This is a genomic window from Campylobacter sp. CH246 (genome assembly GCF_004378835.1).
GTDB classification, from domain to species: domain Bacteria; phylum Campylobacterota; class Campylobacteria; order Campylobacterales; family Campylobacteraceae; genus Campylobacter_D; species Campylobacter_D jejuni.
Map to the genome: position 1 here is coordinate 96,145 of NZ_RYYA01000006.1, position 24,385 is coordinate 120,529.

24 protein-coding genes are annotated in these 24,385 nt (G+C 31.1%); 14 read left to right on the plus strand and 10 right to left on the minus strand.

Translation table 11 applies throughout. The features are described 5' to 3' along the window. The 10 genes from tatA2 to ELQ06_RS06025 all read right to left on the minus strand — a co-directional run bounded on the left by tatA2 (position 1) and on the right by ELQ06_RS06025 (position 9,960). Complete coding sequence (tatA2, locus tag ELQ06_RS05980; RefSeq protein ID WP_002852615.1) at positions 1-174, minus strand: Sec-independent protein translocase subunit TatA2; 174 nt, start codon at positions 172-174, stop codon at positions 1-3. A gap of 12 nt (positions 175-186) precedes the next feature. Then, the gene (locus tag ELQ06_RS05985; protein ID WP_002867967.1) at positions 187-525 is read right to left on the minus strand and encodes a chaperone NapD; all 339 of its coding nucleotides are present in this window, start codon (positions 523-525) and stop codon (positions 187-189) included. Then, a complete protein-coding gene (locus ELQ06_RS05990) occupies positions 518-1,432 on the minus strand; it encodes a WD40 repeat domain-containing protein (protein ID WP_052793896.1) in 915 nt (304 codons plus the stop codon). Before ELQ06_RS05990 ends, ELQ06_RS05985 begins: the two co-directional genes overlap by 8 nt. Positions 1,433-1,436: 4 nt before the next feature. Beyond that, complete coding sequence (locus tag ELQ06_RS05995; protein ID WP_072227270.1) at positions 1,437-1,961, minus strand: nitrate reductase cytochrome c-type subunit; 525 nt, start codon at positions 1,959-1,961, stop codon at positions 1,437-1,439. Next, positions 1,958-2,740: a quinol dehydrogenase ferredoxin subunit NapH gene (gene napH / locus ELQ06_RS06000; protein WP_079460075.1), complete on the minus strand. Its 783-nt coding sequence runs from the start codon at positions 2,738-2,740 to the stop codon at positions 1,958-1,960. Before napH ends, ELQ06_RS05995 begins: the two co-directional genes overlap by 4 nt. Next, complete coding sequence (napG, locus tag ELQ06_RS06005; RefSeq protein WP_002866909.1) at positions 2,737-3,477, minus strand: ferredoxin-type protein NapG; 741 nt, start codon at positions 3,475-3,477, stop codon at positions 2,737-2,739. The genes napH and napG overlap by 4 nt, the downstream gene beginning before the upstream one ends. A 17-nt stretch (positions 3,478-3,494) precedes the next feature. Continuing rightward, on the minus strand, positions 3,495-6,269 hold the full coding sequence (napA, locus tag ELQ06_RS06010; protein ID WP_052781882.1) for a periplasmic nitrate reductase subunit alpha: 2,775 nt from the start codon (positions 6,267-6,269) through the stop codon (positions 3,495-3,497). Between the two features lie 246 nt (positions 6,270-6,515). Next, entirely contained in the window at positions 6,516-7,043 is a 528-nt protein-coding gene (gene tpx / locus ELQ06_RS06015; RefSeq protein ID WP_052793897.1) for a thiol peroxidase, read from the minus strand. 98 nt (positions 7,044-7,141) lie between these two features. Next, entirely contained in the window at positions 7,142-7,882 is a 741-nt protein-coding gene (gene peb2 / locus ELQ06_RS06020) for an AcfC family adhesin PEB2 (RefSeq protein WP_052781884.1), read from the minus strand. 47 nt (positions 7,883-7,929) lie between these two features. Continuing rightward, positions 7,930-9,960: an ATP-dependent helicase gene (locus ELQ06_RS06025; RefSeq protein ID WP_052797740.1), complete on the minus strand. Its 2,031-nt coding sequence runs from the start codon at positions 9,958-9,960 to the stop codon at positions 7,930-7,932. Between the two features lie 128 nt (positions 9,961-10,088). On the opposite strand from ELQ06_RS06025, the gene ELQ06_RS06030 reads away from it, so the two are divergent. The 14 genes from ELQ06_RS06030 to cysE all read left to right on the plus strand — a co-directional run bounded on the left by ELQ06_RS06030 (position 10,089) and on the right by cysE (position 24,321). Then, entirely contained in the window at positions 10,089-11,111 is a 1,023-nt protein-coding gene (locus tag ELQ06_RS06030; RefSeq protein WP_002918812.1) for a hypothetical protein, read from the plus strand. Positions 11,112-11,133: 22 nt separating this feature from the next. Then, on the plus strand, positions 11,134-13,746 hold the full coding sequence (locus ELQ06_RS06035; RefSeq protein WP_052797741.1) for a valine--tRNA ligase: 2,613 nt from the start codon (positions 11,134-11,136) through the stop codon (positions 13,744-13,746). Between the two features lie 4 nt (positions 13,747-13,750). Continuing rightward, a complete protein-coding gene (locus ELQ06_RS06040) occupies positions 13,751-14,761 on the plus strand; it encodes a methionine ABC transporter ATP-binding protein (RefSeq protein ID WP_052793900.1) in 1,011 nt (336 codons plus the stop codon). Beyond that, on the plus strand, positions 14,758-15,669 hold the full coding sequence (locus ELQ06_RS06045) for a methionine ABC transporter permease (RefSeq protein ID WP_052793901.1): 912 nt from the start codon (positions 14,758-14,760) through the stop codon (positions 15,667-15,669). The genes ELQ06_RS06040 and ELQ06_RS06045 overlap by 4 nt, the downstream gene beginning before the upstream one ends. Before the next feature lie 188 nt (positions 15,670-15,857). Beyond that, positions 15,858-16,631, plus strand: a complete 774-nt coding sequence (locus ELQ06_RS06050) for a MetQ/NlpA family ABC transporter substrate-binding protein (RefSeq protein WP_052793902.1) — start codon at positions 15,858-15,860, stop codon at positions 16,629-16,631. Between the two features lie 48 nt (positions 16,632-16,679). Beyond that, positions 16,680-17,450, plus strand: coding sequence for a MetQ/NlpA family ABC transporter substrate-binding protein (locus tag ELQ06_RS06055; protein ID WP_134237485.1), 771 nt, complete (start codon positions 16,680-16,682; stop codon positions 17,448-17,450). 8 nt (positions 17,451-17,458) lie between these two features. Continuing rightward, the gene (locus ELQ06_RS06060) at positions 17,459-18,235 is read left to right on the plus strand and encodes a MetQ/NlpA family ABC transporter substrate-binding protein (protein ID WP_052793903.1); all 777 of its coding nucleotides are present in this window, start codon (positions 17,459-17,461) and stop codon (positions 18,233-18,235) included. Between the two features lie 84 nt (positions 18,236-18,319). Next, positions 18,320-18,982 (plus strand): flagellar basal body P-ring formation chaperone FlgA, encoded by a 663-nt coding sequence (gene flgA, locus ELQ06_RS06065; protein WP_052793904.1) that lies wholly within the window; start codon positions 18,320-18,322, stop codon positions 18,980-18,982. Next, positions 18,979-19,542 carry a UbiX family flavin prenyltransferase gene (locus ELQ06_RS06070; RefSeq protein WP_014516988.1) on the plus strand — a complete coding sequence of 188 codons (564 nt, stop codon included), beginning with the start codon at positions 18,979-18,981 and terminating at the stop codon, positions 19,540-19,542. The genes flgA and ELQ06_RS06070 overlap by 4 nt, the downstream gene beginning before the upstream one ends. A 39-nt stretch (positions 19,543-19,581) precedes the next feature. Then, entirely contained in the window at positions 19,582-20,058 is a 477-nt protein-coding gene (gene coaD / locus ELQ06_RS06075; protein WP_002852633.1) for a pantetheine-phosphate adenylyltransferase, read from the plus strand. Continuing rightward, positions 20,049-20,627 carry a dTMP kinase gene (gene tmk / locus ELQ06_RS06080; RefSeq protein WP_002867977.1) on the plus strand — a complete coding sequence of 193 codons (579 nt, stop codon included), beginning with the start codon at positions 20,049-20,051 and terminating at the stop codon, positions 20,625-20,627. The genes coaD and tmk overlap by 10 nt, the downstream gene beginning before the upstream one ends. Beyond that, the gene (gene hisS, locus ELQ06_RS06085; protein WP_052793905.1) at positions 20,624-21,850 is read left to right on the plus strand and encodes a histidine--tRNA ligase; all 1,227 of its coding nucleotides are present in this window, start codon (positions 20,624-20,626) and stop codon (positions 21,848-21,850) included. Before tmk ends, hisS begins: the two co-directional genes overlap by 4 nt. After that, complete coding sequence (speA, locus tag ELQ06_RS06090) at positions 21,847-23,682, plus strand: biosynthetic arginine decarboxylase (RefSeq protein ID WP_032584612.1); 1,836 nt, start codon at positions 21,847-21,849, stop codon at positions 23,680-23,682. Before hisS ends, speA begins: the two co-directional genes overlap by 4 nt. Next, a complete protein-coding gene (gene cysE, locus ELQ06_RS06095; RefSeq protein WP_052797742.1) occupies positions 23,683-24,321 on the plus strand; it encodes a serine O-acetyltransferase in 639 nt (212 codons plus the stop codon). Positions 24,322-24,385: the final 64 nt, after the last annotated feature.

Below are 24,385 nucleotides of genomic sequence, written 5' to 3' on the forward strand. Positions count from 1 at the left end.
CTATTTTGTTTTAAACAATTTTTCTATATATTCTTTTTTTTCTTTCTCTAAGCTAGAATTTAATTCTTTTTGTTCTTTTTTAACTTGCACTTTTAAATCTTGATTTTTAAAATACACATAATCAATTCCAAAAATAACACCAATTATAATAAGCAATGGGATTAAAAATACCATATACTTTACACTTTAAGAAAATTGATTAAATACACTACCATAGTAGCGAATATTCTCAGCATTTTCATTTTTTTCTATCGTTTCTATTGCACCACTATTGATTGCTTTTTGGATATCATCATTTAAATCTTGATAAGAAAAAACCATATTAATACTGATAATATTTGGCAATTTCTCAAGCATTTTATAAGAGTTTAATTCATCTTCTAAATTTTCACTTTCAATCACAACTATAATCTTTTCATTTTCACAAAGTTCTACAGAACAAAAAGGAATTTCAGATATAGCCTTTTTTAAATCATTTATATATTCTTCTTTTGCTAAAATCAAAACACTGGAAAGATTATTCATCAATACTCCTAAACATTATACTATCACCAAAGCCTGAAACGATAAAATCTTTATTGTTTAAAAAAATAATAAACTCACTCATCAAATTTTCATTATTAAAAGTTTTAACAGGCTTAAAATCACTTGTGCTAAAAACTTCACTAACTCCAGCTTCATTATCGCTATAAACAGCCAATTCTCCATTAGGACTTAAAGCACAAGTATATATCAAAAAATCTTTTTGTAAAAAATTTTGTTCTTCATTTTTTACAACTCCTATACGCCTATCCGTTCCACAACTTAAAATAACATTATTTTTAAAATCTACTTGATAGATATTATCTTTATGCATTTTATCATAGTTTTTCAACATCTTCCAATTTTTCAAATCAAAAAGTTCTACTTCGCCACTCTCAAAACCTGCAACTAGTCTACTCTTATCTTCGTTTAAAGCTGCATCATTAAGACTAGAATGGGAAAAATTAAATTTTTTTATATTCTTTAAGCTTTTATCAATCAATTCTATTTCAGAACCGATAGAAATCAAAAGATAAGTACTTTCATTGATAAAAAATGCTTTTATTATGCTATTTTCTTCGAGCTTTTTGATTTGTAAATTTTCCTTATAAAAACTTAAATTTTTAGCACCAAAATCACCCTCGCTAAGTATTAAAAGTGTATGTTTAAAAATATCAATGTTGTAAATTTTAGCAAAATCATCACCATAATAATTTTTAATCTTTGGCAAAGATAAAAGTTCTTTTAAACTTTTATCTTTAATGCTATATTGCAAAATTTCACCTTTATCAGTGCCTATATATAAGTTTTGCTTATCAAGCTTTAAAGCTGTTATATTGGCATTTAATTTCAGCTCATAAGCATAAGACAAAACACAAAAAAGACTCAAAATAAAAAGAAATTTTTTCATTTATTTACTTTACACCCTCATTAATCACATCAATTAAATTTGAACGACTTTTTAATTGTTCATTTTTAAATTCAGGTTTAAAGCTATTTCCCACTAAAGGTTTTGCATCACTTTGTGGAACATGACACTGAGTGCAATTAAAACGACTATCGCTAATCACATCTCCTGTGGTTTTATTGTGTCTAAAATCATAATAATGACTAGCAGGAAGTGGAGTTGCACCAGCATCTGCTGCTATAGCCTTATCATGGCAGCTTAAGCACATATTGTTATCTTTAGTTATAGGTAACAAATCTTCAATAGCATGCGGAATTAATGGTGGTGCATTTTCATAAGAACGCTCAAAACGAGTAGATTCCCCAGGTTGTAAAGTTGTGAAATTTGCTTCCACTAAATTTACTTTATTTTCATTTTCTAAACTTGCTTTTCTAAGTCCAATTTGTTCCGAACTTACCCCACTATTCATTGCACAAGCGGCAAAAAATACCACTGCAGCACTTCCTAATAAAACCAATTTCTTCTTCATTATTTATTCCTTAAATCAAAAATATTAAAATTCAAAGCATCATCGTTACAAACTTCTATACATCTTGCACACCTTATACACTCTCCTGATTTCACGCTAGTACTTTCTTTTCCAACCATCCACAAAACCTGTTTTTCAGGACAAATACGGATACATTCATAACATTTAGTGCATTTATCACTATCATGCTTTATTTTAAGCAAAGCAAAACGAGAAATAAAAGCATAAAAAGCTCCCAGTGGACAAAAATGTGAACAAATTGCCCTAGGGCTTAAAAAAGTATCGATGCAAAAAAGTATAAAGGCTACAAAAATCCAAGAACTTGTAGCAAAAATAATCCCTCTATGTATCATTCCTATATAAGAAAAACTTTCAAACACAGGCAATGAAAATACAAAAGAAAGGACTAAAACCAAGACCAATACAAAATAGCGTAAATTTTTAGGCAAAATTAAAAATTTATTACTAAGGGTTAATTTATTTCGCACAAAAGCAGCAAAATCTGTGATTAAATTAACAGGACAAACCCAAGAGCAAAAAACCCTTCCTAAAAACAAACCATAGATAAAAAATATAATCAAAGCTCCTATTAAAGCCACTAAATCTATACTCCAGCTTGCTAGAATGATTTGCAAAACCGCAAAAGGATCGCTTAAAGGTATGGTATTAAAAAGTCTAGAAGAACTTAAATTTCCCTGCAAGATAAAATCTGTAGCTTTAAAACTAAAAAGCGCTAAAATTCCAAGCTGAACGATGCGTCTAGCAATTAAATACTTCATCACAGTTCTCCATCATTTAAATAATTGGTTGCTTTTTTAGCATCAAAATGTTTTGAAGTATCTGCATTTTTTATACGACCTTCATCTTTTTCATCCCAGCCTTTTACATAATGAGATCCTGCTTTTCCCAATACATACTCCCTTGGCAAAACACGAATGGCCGGTTTTTCAGTAATACAAGCAAGTTCACAAAGCCCGCAACCTACACACACTTCATGATCCACACTAGGTAGTAAAAAAGCGTGCTTGGCGGTGCGTTCATTGCGTTTAAGCTCAAGTTTTAAAGCCCTATCTATCAAAGGACAAGCTCTATAACAAGCATCGCATTGAATTCCCCAGTGTGCCACACAAGAAGCACTATCAACAATAGCAATACCCATTTTCAAAGATTCTATACCCTGCTCTAAATGCTTTTTATCTAAAGCATCAGTTGGACATTCTCTAATGCAAGGAATATCCTTACAAAGATAGCAAGGAATTTCTCTTGCCTTAAAAAAAGGCGTGCCATTTTTTGGACTATCTAACAAGCTAGCAAGCTTTAAAGTATCATAAGGACAGGCTTTTACACAAAGCCCACAACGAATACATTTGCTTAAAAATCTAGCTTCATCTTCAGCCCCAGGAGGACGCAAGGCATAATTATCATCGGCTTTTAAAGCCAAATTAGCCAAAAATCCACCTCCTGTACATAAACATGCAGCCTTAAAAGCACTAACAAAAAATTCTCTTCTACCTTTCATTTAATCAAAATCCTAAATTAAGCCTTATAAATTTTTACAGCGCATTTTTTAAAGTCAGTTTGTTTTGAAAGTGGACAAGTCGCATCCAAAGTAACTTTATTGATATATACATTCTCATCAAACCACGGCACATACACAAGTCCTACAGGCGGTTTGTTTCTTCCGCGCATATCTACTCTTGCTTTTACTTTACCGCGACGAGATTCCACCCAAACCAAATCACCTTGATTTAAGCCTAATTTCTCTCCATCTTTCTCACTCATATAGCAAAGTGCTTCAGGCACAGCGCGATAAAGCTCAGGCACACGCATAGTCATAGTTCCACTATGCCAATGCTCTAAAACCCTTCCTGTTGCAAGCCAGAATGGATACTCTTTACTTGGTCTTTCAGGTGCTTTCATAAATGGCCTAAAGAAAATTTTAGCCTTATTTTTAATACTGTGCTCTTTTTCATCTTTAGGAGCTATTAAATCCCCATTTGTAAGCATTTTGTTAAAATCACCATAAAAAGCAAAATCTGAATTTGGAGCCGCTTTTTTAGCATAATAATCAAATTTAGTATTAAATCTCCACTGTGTTTCCTTGCCATTAACCACAGGCCATCTTAAACCTCTTACTTTATGATAGGTATCAAAATCCGCTAAATCATGTCCGTGTCCTAAGCCAAATTTACGATATTCTTCCCAAAGATATTTTTGAACGAAAAAGCCATAGCCTGTAAATTCTTTTCCATCACTGCCTTGAATTTTTCTCTCATCACCTTTAACATCGGTATTATCAAAGCCTTTTGCGATGGCATCGTTTGGATTAAAGCTTTTTGCTTCTTTATTGGCAAATAGCACATCAAAAAGTGTATCATCTTCGCTATACCCCATAGCTTTTGCCTCTTCTAAAACGCTTGGCAAGGTAAGCTTATTATCCACTTTTTGCTCTTTCCAAACTTCTTTAAGCTTAAAGCGTTTTGCAAATTCTAAAATTTGCCAAGTATCACTCATGGCAGCACCTACAGGTAAGACTTGTTGTTTCCAATGTTGAGTTCTTCTTTCAGCATTACCATAAGCACCCCATTTTTCATAAATCATAGCGCTTGGTAAAATAAGATCAGCTACTTTTGCTGAAATTCCAGGATAACAATCGCTTACAACAATAAAATTATCCATTTCTCTTGCTGCTGCAATCCAGTGATTTGCATTTGCAGTGTTTTGCCATGGATTATTCACTTGCACCCATGCAAATTTAATTTTTCCATCTTCTAAATCTCTCATGATATTAAGATAAGGAGAGCCTGGTTTTGGGTTGATAGTCTTTGCAGGAACTTTCCAAATTTTTTCAGAAATTTCTCTGTGTTTTGGATTGGCTACAACCATATCTGCAGGCAAACGATGTGAGAAAGTTCCTACTTCCCTAGCTGTTCCACAGGCACTTGGCTGTCCTGTTAAAGAAAAGGCTCCACTACCTGGTTTAGCTTGCTTTCCTAGCAAAAAATGTACCATATAAGCTTGTTCATTTACCCAAGAACCTCTTGTGTGTTGATTAAAGCCCATAGTCCAAAAACTTACGACTTTGCGATTTTTCTCTATGTAAAGATTAGCTAATTCTTGAAGTTTTTTCTTAAAATCTTCCAAAGACTCATTATCATCACCTTTGGCTACTTTTGCAGTGTATTCTAAAGTATAAGGGGCTAAACCTTTTTTAAATTCGTCAAAAGAAATTTCCCAGTTTTTATCAGCCACACCTTGATGTTTCATTTCAAATTTATCACCCGCTTTAACGCCAAGATAAGATAAAGAAGTAGCCTCTTCATCGTCTAAAGTGATTACATTTTCTTTTTCAACCGTATCTTTTTCACTTTCTTTAAATTTTGGATGATTTGGATTATTTCTCATACCATAACCAATATCAGCATAACCAGTTGCAAATACGCAGTGATCTTTGATAAATTTCATATCCATAGCCTCTGGATGATTATAAACAATCTCTCTTGCTATGTAGTTCCAAATAGCCAAATCTGTATTTGGTTTAAAAATAATTTCAATATCAGCAATATTTGAAGTACGGTTAGAAAAAGTGCTTAGATTAACAACTTTAACCTTATCAAGATTACTTAGTTTTCTATCACTTACTCTTGACCAAAGGATTGGGTGCATTTCAGCCATATTAGCTCCCCAAGTGATAATAGTATCTGTAAGCTCTATATCATCATAACAGCCTGATGGCTCATCTACACCAAAAGTTTGCATAAAACCAACCACTGCAGAGGCCATACAATGTCTTGCATTTGGATCGATATTATTTGTTCTAAAGCCCGCTTTTGCAAGCTTTAAAGCAGCATAACCTTCTTGGATAGTGTATTGCCCGCTACCAAAAATCCCTATACCTGTAACGCCGAGTTCATTGTAGGCTTTTTTAAATTGTTTTTCCATTTCGTCAAAGGCTCTTTGCCAAGAAACTTGTTGAAATTTGCCTTTTTTGTCAAATTCGCCTTTTTCATTCATACGAAGCAAGGGCATAACAAGGCGATCTTCACCATACATGATCTTAGCATTAAAATAACCTTTGATACAATTAAGTCCGCGATTTACGGGTGCTGCAGGATCACCTTTTGTTGCTACGATTTTGCCATCTTTTCTAGCTATCATAATCCCACAGCCAGTTCCACAAAATCTACAAACAGCTTTATCCCATTTCCACTCTTCTTCTTGCGCACCAAGCATAGAGCTTGGAACACTAAGTCCTGCAACACTAGCAGCACTTGCAATAGCGGTATTTTTAATAAAATCCCTTCTATTCATCCTTATTCCTCCAAAATAAAAAAATCATCTTATTATAAAAAATGGAGTATAAAAATCTCTTGAAATTTTAATAAAAATAATAATTTTAAAGCTCTATTTTATAGGAGTTTTATTGTCCTTTTTATATTATTCTTACACAAAATAAATATTAAAAATAATCAACTTAACAATTAAAATATAATCAACTTAAAATAATAAAAAAATGAAGATGTAAAAATTAAGCCCTAAGAATGGGCTTAATCAAAATTAATGGCAACCACAACCACCGCAGCAGCTAGAACCACCAAAAAATGCATCAAGTTTTGCAATATCTGGCATTTCTGTGATTTCATTTACAAGTTCTTTATATGCCACTTTACCCTCTTTAATCACAAATACGGCACGAGCTAAAAGCCCCTCTAAAGCACCTTCATTTATCAAAACACCATATTTTTCACCAAATTCTTTTGCCACAAAATCACTTGCAACACTTAAATTTTCAATACCTTCTGTACTGCAAAATCTTCCCATAGCAAAAGGCAAGTCCATACTTACTATAATTACTTCAGCACCATTGTAACTGGCTACTTTTTTATTAAATTCTCTAGCCTCTGTAGCACAAACTGGTGTATCTAAGCTTGGAACACTTAAAATGATTTGAGTTTTGCCTACTGCACCGATTTCAATCGCGCTTAAATCTTTAGCTTTAAGATTTACCTTAGGAGCATCTGCTCCAACTTCTACTGAATTTCCTTTAAGTTTTACAGGATTTCCTTTAAAATTTACTGTACTCATTTAATTTCCTTTTTTTGATATTTTAAACATTATTGCAATTAATGTTTTAGGAGTAATTATATCCTATAAATATTAATTATTTTTAATTTCACTCAAAATTATTTTACTTCTTTCCAAGTATATTTTTTCCATACTTTTTGAGCTTCCTTGCTCTTAATAAAATCTACAAATTCTAAAGCTTTTTTGTTTTCTAAACCTTTTTTTGTAGGAGCTATTTCAGCTGCACGATAAATCACTGCTTTTTTATCTTTGATAAATAAAGCTTTATCATCGCCTAAAGCCTTTGCCCAATGAGACCAAATGATTAAAGCATCAATATTTGGATTATTATTCCACTCATCTACGGCAGCTTTAGAATTTTTAGCATAAATTTTTATATTTTTACGTAATTTTACCAAATTTTCTCTTTTTGCACTTTTTAAAGCCATATCTTCATAAAGCCCAACTTGTCCTGCACCATCAACTACCATAACATTTACACCATCTTTTAAAATGTCTTCAAAATTTTTAATATTTTTGGGATTATTTGGACGCACGATAATACCTGATGGACGCATATTTAAAACGCTTAAATTTTCCAAACTTAAACTTGGAATTTTTTTAGCAAAATCATCCATCATTGAAGTATTGCCTGAAAAAATCAAATCCGCATTTTCTTTTGCTTTATCTATCCAAGCTGGAGTTGGACCTGCGGTTATAATCACCTTTTCTTTTGTTTTTTCTTCAAATTTTAAAGCAAGCTCTTTTAGTACAGGAGCAGGACCACCTGGACCATAAACTAAAATTTCAGCATTTAAAAAACTTGCTGCTGCTAAACTTAAAATTAATATTTTTTTCATAAAATAAACCTTTCTTTACAGTATAAATTACTTGAAAGGAAATTTTATCAATTTATAGTTAACTCTCCCTTGCAAAGCCCTGCTTCTATAAGAAAACGAGAAGGAGCAAAAGAAGTTTTTTTGTTTTTATCATATTTAGCATAGCTTAAATAAAGTATATTTTTTGCCCTAGTTACTGCAACATAAAAAAGTCTTCTTTCTTCTTCTAAGCTTCCACCCATTCCCATAAGCTTTTGATTAGGAAAGCGACCTTGTGCAAGATCAATCACAAAAACAAGATCAAATTCCAAGCCCTTACTTGCATGCACACTAAGCAAATTAACTCCTTTGCCACTACTCATTTCGCTTGCACCTAAAGTTAGAAAATTATAATACTTATAAATATCGCTATAATTTTTTGTAAGCTCTTTTAAGACATTGAATTTTGTTTCTATTTTTTCTAAATTTTCACTCTTTCTTAATAAATCCACCTGTCCTGCTTTATTTGTTGCTCTTTTGATTGCAAGTTCTTCACAAATTTCTCTATAAAAAGAATTTTCACAAATTAAATTTACCAAAGTCAAAGAATGTTTTATTTCCATAGCTTTTTTTAAAAAAATATAAATTTTTTCTAAATTTCTAGCACATAAATCATTGATTTTTGAAAGTTTTAAAATAGGATGTGCATCAAATTCACTCTCAAATTTAAAACGAGTTTCGCTGGCTAATTCTTCTAAATCCGCAAAAAGCCCAAGTTGATAATTTCTTTTTTGATGATTTTGCAAATTTACATTTTTATCAGGATCTAAAAAACCTTTTATTAAATTTCCATGCCCTAATTTTAAAAGTGCGTCAAAAATTTCTTTTGCTAAAACTCCACCCACACCTTTGGTATATTGAACCAAATGAATAAAAGCCATAATATCTTTAGGGTTTACCACAAGTGCAAGCATAGCACTAAAAGCTTTAACTTCCAAACTTTCAAAAAAACTTCCACTTCCTTTTCTCACACTTGCAATGCCCTGCTCCCTTAAAGCTACTTCAACCCCATCAGCACTTGAGTTGTTGCGAAAAATCACGGCAATTTCTTCCAAACTTACTCCGCTTGTAAGTATCATTTTGGCTATATTTTGATACTGATCAAATAATTCTTCAAAAGTAAGCAAAGATGGGGCTTTAAACTCATCATTTCTTGTAACAATAAGTTCTTTTGGATATAATCTTTCGTTATTTAAAATTACTTTATTAGCCAAAGCTAAAATACTTCTTGATGAACGATAATTTTTATTTAAAGAAAAAATTTTTGCATCTTTAAAACGATCTTTAAACCCACCTATGATATTAATATCCGCTCCATTAAAAGCATAAATACTTTGATCATAATCCCCCACGCAAAACAAACTTTTACTATGAAAAGCCTCTATTAAGGAGCTTTGCAAAGTGTTTGTGTCTTGATATTCATCTACTAAAATTTCATCAAATTCATATTTTTCTTCTTTTAAAAGCTCTTTTAGATTGATAAGTAAGTCATTAAAATCCACATAATTAAAACGCTTTTTTTCATTATCATATTCTTTTAAAATATCTTCATAAATTTCAGCATAAATACTTTGATCTTCATAGTTTTGACAAAACCAAGTATAAAAATCTTGATTGTGTGCTTTGTTTTGAAACAAAGAATAAAGATCATATAAATAACTTGATTGATAAGGTTTTATATCACTTAAATGCCTAAAAGTTCTTTTTTCATAGACACTTTTAAGTAGAGTTTTTAACTCGCTTGCTTGCTTTAAGGCTATATTTTTATCCGCATTTCTAAGTAAGGTATAAGCCGTACTATGAAAAGTTCCTGCAAGTATTTTACTGGTAATATTTTTATCAAAAAATTTCCCTAAACGCCCTATCATTTCTTTGCTAGCTTTGTTTGTGAAAGTTAAAAGCATGATTTTTTGAGGTGCCACTCCCTTGCTTAAAAGATAAGAAATTCTTGCAACAATAGTAGAAGTTTTTCCCGTACCTGCACTTGCAATAACAAGATTGTGTCCAAAATCAGCAGTAGCGGCAAGATATTGTTCATTATTTAATTTTGAAAGTGGCATTATTTTCCTTATAAAAGTTAAAATTATAAAAAAAAATTACTTAAAAATATAAAAATTTAAAATTACTTTATATTAGATTATAGTACAATGCTAAAATTATTTAACTTTCTATTTTTAAGGGATAGCAAATGAATTTGAAAATTTTTTCTATTATTGTTGGCATATTAATTGCTGTTATTGTAATATTAGGTGGAACCTATTATTATCTTTTTGAATATTCAAAACCAAAGAATTACACCTTAAATACCAACACTTACACCGAACAAAAATCGTATACCAATAACTACGATAATCCCTATTCACCCTCGATCCAAACCAACAATAGTTCATCAAATGTAAATACTAATAACAATACCATCCAAAAGCAAGAAACAAACCCATTATTAGATGAAAATCAAAGCTTAAATAACGATACATTTAATACATCAATAAGCGAAAACAATCAAAGCTTAAATAATGACACCAATACAAGCAATAATATTAATACAAATGAAAATAAGCAAATTTTAGATACGGATAAAGGAAAATTAAAACAAGAAAATAAACAAGCCAAAATAGAAGCTCTTAAAAAAGAAATCAGTAAACAACAAAAGATCTTAGAAAGAGAAAGAGCTGTAAAAAAAGAACTTCAATCAAACAAATCAAACAAAAATAAATATCTAAATACCGCTAGAGAGTATCTAAACATAGGAAAAAACAGTCGTTTAGAACCTGAGCTTAGCACAGAAAATATGAAAGTTTATATTTTAGATGGAAAATTTTTAAGCCAATACAGGATCAATCTGTTAAAAGATATGCTAAGCGTTATACAAGATAATGCAAAAGATTACTATCTAAGTGTTTTTGTTAAAATGCTACCAAAAGGGGAAATGAAATTAACTATCTATAACAAAGAAATTATCTTTTCAGATATGAAAAAAGCTTATAAATATATTAGTTTAGATAGATTAAGCCCATATTTAAACAATCCAAAAGAATTAAATGAACATGTAGCACGTGAAGAAATTTTAGAAAGACTTAAACTTCAAATTAAAAAAGATGGCAAAGGAAGTGATTTTTCTAAACATATCAAAAGTTTGAAAACTGGACTTAATACAGCACAATATTTCTTCCCGTTTTGTGAAATTATAGAAATTAGCTCTATTAAATAAGCTAAAACAATAAAGGCAAATAATGTATGATAAAAATTTAGAAAAAGAGTATTATCAAATTTGCGAAGAACGCGGATATTTTGAAATCGATGGCAATAAAACCATACAAGAAAAAGATAAAAATTTCTGCATTATGATGCCTCCTCCTAATGTCACCGGAGTTTTACACATAGGACATGCTTTAACTTTTACTCTACAAGACATTATGACGCGTTACAAAAGAATGGACGGTTATAAGGTACTTTATCAACCAGGGCTTGATCACGCAGGTATTGCCACTCAAAATGTTGTAGAAAAACAACTCCTTGCTCAAGGCATTAAAAAAGAAGAACTAGGTAGAGAAAAATTTATAGAAAAAGTCTGGGAGTGGAAAGAGCAAAGCGGTGGAAAAATTTTAGACCAAATGAGAACACTAGGCATCACTCCTGCATGGAGTCGTTTGCGTTTTACTATGGATGAAGGTTTAGCCAATGCAGTGAAAAAAGCCTTTGTAGAACTTTACGATAAAAGACTTATTGTACGTGGAAACTACATGATAAATTGGTGTACTCACGACGGTGCTTTAAGTGATATAGAAGTTGAATACAAAGAAAACAAAGGAAAACTCTATCATATTAAATACTTTTTAAAAGATAGCGATGAATTTTTAGTAGTAGCCACAACGCGTCCTGAAACTTTTTTTGGCGATACTGCAGTTATGGTGCATCCTGATGATGAACGCTATACTAAATTTGTGGGCAAAGAAGTGATTTTGCCTATAAGTAAAAAAGCCATTAAAATCATAGCTGATGAACATGTAGAAAAAGAATTTGGAACAGGGGTTGTAAAAGTTACTCCCGCTCATGACATGAATGACTATGAAGTAGGACTTAGACATAATTTAGAATTTATAAGTGTTTTTGATGAAAAAGGAATTTTAAACGAACATTGTTTAGAGTTTCAAGGTTTAGAACGCTTAGAAGCAAGAGAAAAAATCGTAGCCAAACTTGAAAGTCTTGGCTTTATAGAAAAAATAGAAGAACATAACAATCAGGTAGGATATTGTTATCGTTGTAACAATGTAGTTGAACCTTATATCTCCAAGCAATGGTTTGTAAAAAAAGAAATCGCTCAAGAAAGTATAGAAAAAGTTGCACTTGGCGAAAGCAAATTTTATCCAAATCACTGGATAAATAGCTTTAATGCTTGGATGAAAGATTTAAGAGATTGGTGCATTTCAAGACAACTTTGGTGGGGGCATCAAATTCCTGTATATTATTGTGAATGCTCTCATGAATGGGCAAGCCAACATACGCCTAAAACTTGCCCAAAATGCCAAAGTCAAAATTTCAAACAAGATGAAGATGTGCTTGATACTTGGTTTTCTTCGGGGCTTTGGGCTATGAGTACTCTAGGCTGGGGAAATGAAAATTGGGGCAAAGATAAAATTTGGTCTGAAAATGATTTAAAAGATTTTTACCCTAATTCTTTACTCATTACAGGTTTTGATATTTTATTTTTCTGGGTGGCTAGAATGATGTTTCAAAGCACTAATGCCTTACATCAACTTCCTTTTAAAGATATTTATTTACACGCTCTTGTGAAAGATGAGCAAGGTAGAAAAATGAGCAAAAGCCTTGGAAATGTTATCGACCCAAATGAAAGCATTAAAGAATATAGTGCTGATATTTTACGCTTTACTTTAGCGCTTCTTGCTATACAAGGACGCGATATTAAACTTAGCAATGATAAACTTTTGCAAGTTAGGAATTTTACAAATAAAATTTATAATGCTACAAATTATCTGCTTTTAAATGAAAGCAAATTTGAAGATTTGGAAAATATCACACTTCATTCAGAATTAGCAAAATATATCTATACCAAATTTCAAACTTGTGTTAAAGATGTAAGAGAAAATTTAGACAATTATCGCTTTAATGATGCAGCTAATACTCTATATAAATTCTTTTGGGATGATTTTTGCGATTGGGGTATAGAGCTTAGCAAAGCCGAAAAATCAAGCGTTAAAGAACTTGGTAGTATTTTCAAAGAAGCTTTAAAACTTTTAAATCCTTTCATGCCTTTTATCAGCGAGTATTTATACCACAAACTAAGCGATACAGAACTTAAAACAAGCCCTTCTATTATGATAAGCAAATATCCAAAATTTAAAGAACAAGATAAAAATATAGAAAAAATCTTTTCTTTGCTCATAGAAAGCATAGTTGGTATCCGCCGTGCTAAAAGTTTAATCGATCTTGGAAATTCTAAAATAGAAAAAGCTTATATCAAATTTAACGATAAAAAAATCAAAGATGAAATCAAAGCTTATATGAATTTTATCATGATGCTCGCAAAGTGCGAGCAAATAGAATTTAGTGAAGAAAAATTACCAAAGGCAATATGTGATGTTAGCGAGAATTTAGAAATTTTTATTACGCTTGAAAATGTTGATTTAAGTGGTATTTTAACAAGACTTGAAAATCAAAAAAATAAGCTTGAAAAAGAAAGTTTCAAGCTTAATTCCATGCTTTCAAATGAAAAATTCATCGCTAACGCACCTAAAGAGGTGGTTGAGCAAAATAAAGAAGCTCTAGAAAATTTAAAAATTCAACTTGAAAAAATATCAGTTGAACTTCAAAATCTAAGAGGTTAAAAATTTGATAAAAATAAAAAATTTAAAAAAATATTATGGCAAGGAACTCGTGATAAACGATGTTTCTTTGGAGATTAAAAAGGGTGAAATTTACGCCATAGTAGGTCATAGTGGAGCTGGAAAATCCACTCTTTTAAGATGTATTAATGGACTTGAGAATTATCAAGAAGGAAGTTTAAAAGTCTTTGATCAAGAAATTAAAGATTTAAGTCAAAAAAAATCAAAAGAGCTAAGAGTGCTTAGAAAAGATATAGGGATGATCTTTCAAAATTTTGCCCTAATGGAACGCAAAAATGTATTTGAAAATGTTGCTATGCCTTTAAGAACACACTATACTCAGTGTAAATTTCATGCCAAGCTTTTTAATAAAGAATACATGAGCGAAAAAGAAATTGCCCAAAAAGTCAATTCCTTACTTGAAATCGTAGGGCTTGATCATAAAAATAAATCCTATCCAAGAGAACTGAGCGGGGGGCAAAAACAACGCGTTGCTATTGCTAGAGCCTTAGCTTTAAACCCAAAAATTTTACTTAGTGATGAAGCTACTTCGGCTCTTGATCCAAACACTACAAAAAATATTTTAGAGCTTATATCTAAAATCAATGCTGAATTTGGGATTACTGTTGTTTTAGTAACTCACGAAATGGATGTAGTAAAAGACATAGCTCAAAAAGCTTTATTACTTGAACATGGACAAATCATAGGAAGTGGAGCAATTGATGAGCTTTTTTTAAGGCCTAATGCCAAAATGAAAGAATTTTTAGGAGAAAGCGACTTCTTGCCTGAGCACGGACTTAATATCAAACTTTACTTTCCAAAAGAAGTTGCCCAAAATAGTGTCATCACTCATATGGCAAGAACTCTAAATATAGACTTTAACATAGTTTGGGGTAAAATAGAAAAACTTAATGGAAAAGCCTTGGGAAATTTAGTTATAAATATAAATGAAAAGGATAAAGACAAGGTTCTTAATTATATAGAAAAAAGTGGAGTATTATGGGAGGTGGCATCATGAATGAAGAAAACATCTCTATCATCAGTGCTTTTTTTAGTAGAATTTCTCAATTTTTTAATGAATTTTCTTGGCAGGATATTAAAGAAGTGAGTTTAAGTTCTATTACAAGTTTCAGTGAAAATTATGAAAACATTTTAAAACCTGCGCTTAATGAAACAATTTATATGAGTTTAATGGCTGTACTATTTGGATTTTTATTGGCTATCATTCCTGGAATTTTACTTGCTATTTGGGATAAAAACGGAATTAAAGAAAATAAAATCGCTTATAGCATTTTAGATTTTATTACAAATATACTGCGTGCCTTTCCATTTTTAATTCTTATAGTTGTTCTTTTACCACTTTCTAAAATCATAGTAGGCACAAGCATAGGTACAAATGCTGCCATAGTTCCTTTAGCTATCGGAATAGCTCCTTATTTGGCAAAGATGCTTGAAAGCGCTTTTAAAGAAATAGACAAAGGAATCATAGAAGCAGCAAAAAGTTATGGTGCTAGCAATATTCAAATTATCTTCAAGGTTATCTTTAGTGAGGCCCTTCCTGCTATAATTAGCGGAATTACTCTAACTTTGATCTTTACCATTGGTTTTTCTGCTCTTGCTGGAACTGTCGGTGGTGGAGGTTTGGGAGATGTCGCTATTCGCTATGGTTATGAAAGATTTAACAAAGAAGTTATGATTCAAACTGTAGTTATTTTACTTATATTAGTTCAGTTAGTTCAAATTCTAGGTAATTTATTTTATACTTGGGCCAAAAATAGTAAAACTACATATATCATCGCCACTCTATTGATTTTACTTGGATTTAGCATAGTTATCAATATAAAAAATGATGAAAATTTCTTTTGGCAAGTAATTGTTTTTATCTTATTTTTAGGAAGTTTGCTTTATAAAGGTTTCAAAAAATAAGGAGATTATATCTCCTCTTAAGATAAATATAAGTTTTTTTAAGTAAAATTTAAAAAAAATTAAAGGAATTAAAATGATGTATCAGATGCATTAATCTGACTATCAACAAGTTTTATATGCTTCTTCCTGATAGTCAGAGTGAATTTATTAAGATTAAAGCAAGCACAAAATGACTAAAAAGGAAAAAAATGAAAATCAAATCTTTATTTATAGCAAGTATTTTAACATTAAGTCTTAATGCAAATGCATTAGAAACCATCACAGTTGCAGCAACTCCCGTCCCTCATGCTGAAATCCTAGAACAAGTAAAACCTGATTTAGAAAAACAAGGCTATAAGCTTGAAATTAAAGAATTTACAGATTATGTTTTGCCTAATCTAGCTGTTGATAACGGAGAAGCCGATGCAAATTTTTTCCAACATACTCCTTATTTAGAAGAATTTAATAAAAACAAAGGCACCAAACTTATCAAAGTAGCTGCCATACACATAGAACCTATGGCTGTTTACTCCAAGAAATATAAAAGTCTAGATGATATTAAAGAAGGGGTTAAAATCGCCATTCCAAATGATCCAACCAATGAAAGTAGAGCTTTAGATATTATTGCAAAAAAAGGTTTGGTAAAATTTAAAGATAAGGCTTTAAAAACACCTCTTGATATTATAGATAATCCTAAAAAAATTAAATTTGTAGAATTAAAGCCAGCACAACTTCCAAGAGCTTTAGATGATGTTGATTTTGCTGTAATTAATTCCAACTACGCTCTCTCTGCAAATCTAAATCCTGCAAAAGATAGCGTATTTATCGAAGATAAAGAAAGCCCGTATGCAAACATTCTTGTTGTAAGAGTGGGACATGAAAACGATCCAAAAATCAAAGCCTTAGTCCAAGCTCTACAAAGTGATAAAATCAAACAATTTATCATAGAAAAATACAACGGATCTGTTTTACCTGCTTTTTAATTTTGTCCCTTACCTAGGGACTTTTTTCTTAAATACAAAGGAGTTTTTATGAATTTATTTAAAATTATTATACTCGCTTGCATTCTAAATTTATCTAGTCTATTTGCACAAAACATTACTATAGGAGCCACTCCAAATCCTTTTGGTAGCTTACTAGAACTAATGAAAGATGATTTTAAAAACAAAGGGTATGAGCTTAAAATAGTAGAATTTTCAGACTATATTTTGCCCAATCGTGCACTAGAGGAAAAAGAACTTGATGCAAATTTATATCAACACAAACCTTTTTTAGAAGAATACAACCTAAAGAAAGGTTCAAATTTAATTGCAACAACGCCTGTACTTATAGCTCCAGTAGGAGTTTATAGTAAAAAAATCAAAAATTTAGAAAATCTTAAAGAAGGTGCTAGAGTTGCTATACCTAATGATGCCACCAATGAAAGCAGAGCTTTAGAGCTTTTAGAGAAAGCAAAATTAATAGAGCTTAACAAAAATACTCTAAAAACTCCATTGGACATAAACAAAAATCCAAAAAAACTTAAATTTATAGAACTTAAAGCTGCACAACTTCCAAGGGCTTTAGATGATGTTGATATTGCTATAATTAATTCTAATTTCGCACTTGGAGCCGGTCTAAATCCAAGTAAAGATACTATTTTTAGGGAAGATAAAAATAGCCCTTATGTAAATTATGTTGTGGTACACTCAGAAGATAAAAATAGCGAAAAAACCAAAGTAATTGATGAAATTTTAAGAAGCAATAAATTTAAAGCCATCATTAATGAACATTATAAAGATATATTAATCCCGGCTTTTTAGGAGTATAGATGAATATTAAAAAAATATTTTTAAGTGTTTTATTTACAATTAGTCTTAGTTTTGGAGCAGATAAAACCATAATCATAGGTGCAACACCAACACCTTATGCCGAAATTTTAAATTTCTCCAAACCCTTATTTCAAGAAAAAGGTTGGAAGTTAATAGTTAAAGAATTTAATGACTATAATATACCTAATATCGCTTTAAATGAGAAAGATTTGGATGCAAATTTATATCAGCATAAACCTTTTTTAGATGATTTTAATATCCATAAAGGAACAAATTTAAGTTCTTTAGGTGCTATTGTTTTAGTTCCTATGGCTATATATTCTAACTCCATAAAAGATATAAAAGACATTCCTAATGGTGCTAAAATCGCTATACCTAATGATGCTACTAATGAAAGCAGAGCTCTTGATTTGCTAGCTAAAGCAAATTTAATAGAGTTTAAAAGTCAAAACACCCTTAAAACCCCTATTGACATAAGTAAAAATCCAAAAAATCTTAAATTTATAGAGCTTAAAGCCGCACAACTTCCAAGGGCCCTAAATGATACTGATTTGGCTATTATTACCACAAACTATGCTCTTGGAGCAGGTTTAAACCCTTTAAAAGATGGTATTTTTATAGAAGATAAAGATAGTTTATATGCTATTGTTTTAGCTGCAAGAAGAGGCGAAGAAACAAGTCAAAAAAGTCTTGTTATCAAGGAAATTTTAACAAGCGATAAAATTAAAAATTTTATCATAGAAAAATACAAAGGCTCTGTTATCCCTGCTTTTTAACTCTATACAAAGCCTTCTAAAGGCTTTGTTAAACTTATAAAAGCTAAAATACTATTTATTGCATTATAAATTCTTAGGATAAAAATGAAAATTATTTTTTTAACTTTTTTTATTGTGATAAATTATATCCAAGCAGCTAGTTTAGAAGAAATCAAAACAGCACTAGCTAAAGAATTTAGAAATAATTTCCCTAAAATTATAATTTCTCAAATTGATTTAAAAATAACATCACTGCCTAAAGATTTTGATCAATATGAATTTCTAAGAATCGCTAATGGACGTTTTAATCAAGCACAAGGCTTTTTAAGGGCTGAATTTAAAACTCCGCAAAATATACAAAAAAATGTATTTTTTAGATATTTCATTCAAGCAAATTTAGAAGTTTTAAAAAGCGAACGCGCTATAAAAAGAGGAGATAAACTTGGAGCTTTTGACTATAAAAGCGTATTAATTGATTTTGATAAAGTTCCTTTAAATGCCTTAACCTTAGATGATGTGGATAATCTTGTAGCTAAAAGCAACATTAACAAAAATACCATTTTGAGAGCAAATATGTTTAAAACCACAGCTTTAATACGCCGAAATGATCCTATAATCGGGGTTTTAAGCGAAGCAAATGTTGATGTTTTAATCGAACTTGTGGCTTTGCAAAGTGCAAATATGGGCGAAAGGATTCGCGCAAAAAACAAAGAAGGTAAAGTTATACAAGGCATCGTAGTGGGTAAAAATAGGATAATTATACAATGAAGGTTTTATTGGGAATTTCTGGTTCAAGCAGTGTCAATTTAGGCTTAAAATTATTAAAAAATTTAGAAAATCAATGCGAACTTTATTGTATTTTAACCCAAGGTGCAAAACTTAGCTTCAAAGCTGAAAATCAAGCAAATTTAGAAGAAATTTGTCAAGAAAATTTTAAATACACTCATTTTTTAGATGATAAAAATTTAAGTCTAAATGTAGCAAGTGGATCTTTTGGAATAGAAAAAACCATCATTGCTCCTTGTTCGATTTCAAGTTTAGCAAAAATTCACGCTGGTTTTGCAGACACTCTTTTAATGCGTGCTGCAGCAGTAGCCCTAAAAGAAAGAAAAAAACTCATCTTAGGGGTACGTGAAATGCCTTTTTCTACTTTAAATTTAGAACATATGTTAAAACTTAGCCAAATGGGAGTTATCATCGCCCCTCCTATTATCGCAAGCTATTCTAAAGCAAACAATCTAGAACAAATGGAAAATTTTATCGCAGGTAAATGGTTAGATCTTTTAGAAATAAAACACAATTTATATGAAAAATGGCAAAATTTTTAGTTTAAATTTGTTATATTTTTAAAAAAAATTGGAGCAAAAATGACTTGTTTATATCCTGGGACTTTTGATCCTATTACCAACGGGCATTTAGATGTTATAAAACGGGCTTTAAAAATTTTTGATGAAGTCATCGTTGCCATAGCAAAAAGTGAACATAAAAAACCTTGCTATGATTTAGAAAAACGCAAAGAACTAGCCCTGCTCGCAACACAAAATTTAAAAAATGTTAAAATCATTGCTTTTGATAATTTACTTGTAGATTTAGCCAAAGAATTAAAAGTTAATACTATAATCCGTGGACTTAGAGCGGTGAGTGATTTTGAATACGAATTGCAAATTGGCTATGCAAATCACGCACTTTGGGAAGATATGGAAACCATTTATCTTATGCCAAGTCTAAAACATGCTTTTATTTCAAGTTCTATTGTTCGCTCTATAGTAGCACATGGGGGTGATGTAAGCTCTCTTGTTCCAAAAGAAATTCTACCTTTTTTAAAGGATCAATCTTGTATGTAGTTTTTGAAGGTATTGACTGCGTAGGAAAAAGTACGCAAATTTCACTTTTAAAAGAAATTTACAAAGATGCCATTTTCACACTCGAACCTGGCGGAACAGAACTTGGAAAACATTTAAGAGAAATTTTACTTAATAAAACTCATCCTATTAACAAAAGAGCTGAACTCTTGCTTTTTTTAGCTGATCGTGCTCAACATTTTGAAGAAATCTTAAAAACCCATCAAAACAAACTCATTATTAGCGATAGAAGCTTTATTTCAGGTATGGCTTATGCCAAAGATTTTGAAAACGATTTGCTTTTTGCTTTAAATAGTTTTGCTTTAGAAAATTTTTTTCCACAAAAAATTATCTTTTTAAAAGGAGATGCAAACCTTATCCAAGAACGCCTCAGTCAAAAAGAACTAGATAGTATAGAAAAACGTGGCATTGAGTATTTTTTAAGTGTACAGGACAAACTCGAAAAAGTGCTTCATTTTTTAAAAGAAAAAATTTCTGTAGAAATTTTAACACTTGACGCAAAAGAAAGTAAAGAAAAATTACACCAACAAATAAAGGAATTTTTACAATGATTAACGCTTTAAAAGGAATGAAAGATTTATTAGATAAAGATGCATATTATTATGAAAAAGTGATTAAAACCTGCGAAGAAGTAGCTAAAAACTATGGCTTTACTTTTATCAATACACCGCATTTAGAACTTTGCACCCTTTTTAAAAGAAGCGTAGGAGAAAGTTCTGATATAGTAGGTAAAGAAATGTATGAATTTATCGATAAAGGTGAAAATCATGTTTGCATGCGTCCTGAAGGAACTGCTGGGGTGGTGCGTGCCTATATAGAAAAAAAACTCGATAAAAACACTAGTGTGAAAAGATGGTTTTATCATGGTTCTATGTTTCGTTATGAAAGACCTCAAAAGGGTCGCTTAAGAGAATTTCATCAATTTGGAGTTGAAAGCCTTGGCATACCTAATGTTTATGAAGATGCAAGCATTATTTTAATGCTAGTAGAAATTTTCTCACGCCTTGGTATTGATTTTAAACTTCAACTTAATTCTTTAGGCTGCTCACAATGCTTGCCAAAATACCGCGATAGGCTCGTTGAATTCTTAGATTCCAAAGAAGGTTTTTGTGAAGATTGTTTGCGTAGAAAAAATTTAAATCCTATTCGTGTCTTAGATTGTAAAAATGAGCATTGTCAAAATTTGCTTGAAAATGCTCCACTTTTAATCAATAATTTATGCACCTCTTGCCAAAAAGATTTTGAAACACTGCAACAAATTTTAAAGGATAATGGAGTTAAATTTGAGTTAGATTCAAAACTTGTGAGGGGTTTGGATTATTATTCTAAAACGGCTTTTGAATTTATAAGCGATGAAATAGGAGCAAAGGCTGCTATCGCAGGTGGAGGACGCTACGATAGACTTATAGAGTATTTAGGTGGAAAAAGTGGCTATGGTATAGGTTTTGCCATGGGTATAGAAAGAATTATAACTATTTTAGAACAAAAAGAAGAAAAGATTCAAAGAGAAGGAATTTATCTTTGTGCTATGGATGAAATTTATATCCAAAAACTTTTGCATATCGCTACAAATTTAAGAAAAGAATATAAAGTGCTTTTAAGCTATGAAGCAAGAAAACTAGCTAAACATCTTGAAAACGCGGATAAAAATAATACTGAAATTTTTCTTTGCATGGGAGAAAATGAAGCACAAAATGAAAGTTTGTTTTATAAAAATTTAACAAAAAAAGAAGAAAAAATGATTAAAATTGCAGACTTAAAGAAGGTTTTATGATGGATTATGGTATTGATATTTGGGGAAATGAAAATTTCATTATCAAAAATGGTAAAGTTTGTATCAATTACGAGAAAAAACCTGCTATTATTGATATAGTTAAAGAATTAAGAGATGATGGATACAAGGGGCCTTTACTTTTAAGATTTCCCCATCTTATCCAAAAACAAATTGAAAATATTTACGGAAATTTCAATAAAGCAAGAAAGGAATTTGGCTATAAAGGAGGATTTAACGCTGTTTATCCTTTAAAGGTCAATCAATACCCTGGTTTTGTAAAAAATCTTGTAAAACTTGGAAAAGACTATAACTATGGACTTGAAGCAGGTTCTAAGGCAGAGCTTTTACTCGCTATGGCTTATAATAACGAAGGCGCACCTATTACCGTAAATGGCTTTAAAGATAGAGAACTTATCAACATAGGCTTTATCGCAGCTGAAATGGGACATAATATCACTTTAACCATAGAAGGACTTAATGAACTTGAAGCTATCATAGACATAGCTAAAGAACGCTTTAAACCTAAACCAAATATAGGCTTACGTGTGCGTTTGCATTCTGCTGGAGTTGGAATTTGGGCAAAAAGCGGTGGGATTAATTCTAAATTTGGACTTACATCCACTGAACTCATAGAAGCGGTAAACTTACTCAAAGAAAACAAACTTTTAGAACAATTCACCATGATTCACTTTCATCTAGGCTCACAAATTACTGAAATTCATCCTTTAAAAAAAGCCTTAAACGAAGCAGGAAATATTTACACAGAACTTAGAAAAATGGGGGCTAAAAATTTAAAAGCTATCAATCTTGGTGGTGGTTTGGCTGTAGAATACTCACAATTTAAAAATGAAAAAAGTAGAAATTATACCCTAAGAGAATATGCTAACGATGTAGTTTTTATCCTAAAAAACATAGCCGAACAAAAAAAAGATTTAGAGCCTGATATTTTCATAGAAAGTGGGCGTTTTGTAGCAGCCAATCACGCTGTTTTAATCGCTCCTGTATTAGAACTTTTTTCTCAAGAATACGCAGAAAACAAACTCATACTTAAAAAACAAAATCCAAAACTTATCGATGAGCTTTATGATCTTTATAAAAGCATAAAACCTTCCAATGCTTTAGAATACTTGCATGATAGCATAGATCATTTAGAAAGTATTTTAACTCTTTTTGATTTGGGCTATGTGGATTTACAAGATCGTTCCAATGCTGAAATTTTAACTCATTTGATTACAAAAAAAGCCATCTTGCTTTTAGGTGATAAGCAAAATCCTGCGGATTTACTTGCTATACAAGATGAAGTACAAGAAAGGTATTTGGTAAATTTTTCACTCTTTCAAAGCATACCCGATTTTTGGGGCTTAGAACAAAATTTCCCTATCATGCCACTTGATCGCTTAGATGAAGAACCGACTCGAAGTGCAAGTATTTGGGATATAACCTGCGATAGCGATGGAGAAATTTCATACTCTAAAGATAAACCTTTATTTTTACACGATGTAGATGTAGAAAAAGAAAATTATTTTCTAGGGTTTTTTCTTGTAGGTGCCTATCAAGAAGTACTTGGAATGAAACACAATCTTTTTACTCATCCCACTGAAGCTATTATAAGTATCAATGAAAAAGGCTATGAAGTTGAGGGGATTATAGAAGCACAATCCATACTTGATACCTTAGAAGATTTAGACTATGATATACACGCTATCATGGATATACTTAATGAACGCATAAGTAATTCTAAGCTTGTAAATGACAAGCAAAAAAAGCATATTTTAGGGGAACTTTATCTTTTCTTAAATGATAATGGTTATTTAAAAAGCATAGGAGTTTAGATGAATTTTTGGGGTATTATAAAAGAAGATTTTTCTCAGCCAAAGGCACAAGATCCAGCTTTTAATTCTTGTATAGAACTTTTTTTTAATTACCCTGGAGTGTGGGCTGTAGTAAATTACCGCTTTGCACATTTTTTTTATATAAGAAATTTTAAACGTATTGCAAGAATGATTAGTGGAATTTCGCAATTTCTAACTGGAGTAGATTTGCACCCTGGAGCAGAACTTGGAAGGCGTATTTTTATAGATCATGCCAATGGAGTGGTTATAGGTCAAACAGCAATTATAGAAGATGATGTTTTAATTTATCAAGGCGTTACTTTAGGTGGAACAAGCCTTGAAAAAGGTACTAAACGCCATCCAACCATAAAAAAAGGAGTGATCATAGGCTCAGGCGCAAAAGTGCTTGGCAATATCACCATAGGAGAAAATGCCAAAATAGGCTCAAATGCTGTAGTGGTTAAGAATGTAGGTGCAAATTTAACTGCCGTTGGAATTCCTGCTTATATTATCGAAGAGCGTAAAAATAAAAATATTAGAGCTATAGATGCAAATTGCGATGACAAACTAGAAAAGCTAGAAAAGAAAATTTTAGAACTTGAAAATCTTATATTAAAACAACTTGAATCACAAAAATAATAATTTTCTATAATACATAAAATTATACGTATTATTATGCGTATTAATTTTTCCTAAAAATTAA

Coding starts and splice junctions, on each gene's coding strand:
- tatA2 (WP_002852615.1), bottom strand. CDS start 174: ATGGTATTTTTAATCCCATTGCTTATTATAATTGGTGTTATTTTTGGA.
- ELQ06_RS05985 (WP_002867967.1), bottom strand. CDS start 525: ATGAATAATCTTTCCAGTGTTTTGATTTTAGCAAAAGAAGAATATATA.
- ELQ06_RS05990 (WP_052793896.1), bottom strand. CDS start 1,432: ATGAAAAAATTTCTTTTTATTTTGAGTCTTTTTTGTGTTTTGTCTTAT.
- napG (WP_002866909.1), bottom strand. CDS start 3,477: ATGAAAGGTAGAAGAGAATTTTTTGTTAGTGCTTTTAAGGCTGCATGT.
- napA (WP_052781882.1), bottom strand. CDS start 6,269: ATGAATAGAAGGGATTTTATTAAAAATACCGCTATTGCAAGTGCTGCT.
- tpx (WP_052793897.1), bottom strand. CDS start 7,043: ATGAGTACAGTAAATTTTAAAGGAAATCCTGTAAAACTTAAAGGAAAT.
- peb2 (WP_052781884.1), bottom strand. CDS start 7,882: ATGAAAAAAATATTAATTTTAAGTTTAGCAGCAGCAAGTTTTTTAAAT.
- ELQ06_RS06025 (WP_052797740.1), bottom strand. CDS start 9,960: ATGCCACTTTCAAAATTAAATAATGAACAATATCTTGCCGCTACTGCT.
- ELQ06_RS06030 (WP_002918812.1), top strand. CDS start 10,089: ATGAATTTGAAAATTTTTTCTATTATTGTTGGCATATTAATTGCTGTT.
- ELQ06_RS06035 (WP_052797741.1), top strand. CDS start 11,134: ATGTATGATAAAAATTTAGAAAAAGAGTATTATCAAATTTGCGAAGAA.
- ELQ06_RS06045 (WP_052793901.1), top strand. CDS start 14,758: ATGAATGAAGAAAACATCTCTATCATCAGTGCTTTTTTTAGTAGAATT.
- ELQ06_RS06050 (WP_052793902.1), top strand. CDS start 15,858: ATGAAAATCAAATCTTTATTTATAGCAAGTATTTTAACATTAAGTCTT.
- ELQ06_RS06055 (WP_134237485.1), top strand. CDS start 16,680: ATGAATTTATTTAAAATTATTATACTCGCTTGCATTCTAAATTTATCT.
- ELQ06_RS06060 (WP_052793903.1), top strand. CDS start 17,459: ATGAATATTAAAAAAATATTTTTAAGTGTTTTATTTACAATTAGTCTT.
- flgA (WP_052793904.1), top strand. CDS start 18,320: ATGAAAATTATTTTTTTAACTTTTTTTATTGTGATAAATTATATCCAA.
- ELQ06_RS06070 (WP_014516988.1), top strand. CDS start 18,979: ATGAAGGTTTTATTGGGAATTTCTGGTTCAAGCAGTGTCAATTTAGGC.
- coaD (WP_002852633.1), top strand. CDS start 19,582: ATGACTTGTTTATATCCTGGGACTTTTGATCCTATTACCAACGGGCAT.
- hisS (WP_052793905.1), top strand. CDS start 20,624: ATGATTAACGCTTTAAAAGGAATGAAAGATTTATTAGATAAAGATGCA.
- speA (WP_032584612.1), top strand. CDS start 21,847: ATGATGGATTATGGTATTGATATTTGGGGAAATGAAAATTTCATTATC.
- cysE (WP_052797742.1), top strand. CDS start 23,683: ATGAATTTTTGGGGTATTATAAAAGAAGATTTTTCTCAGCCAAAGGCA.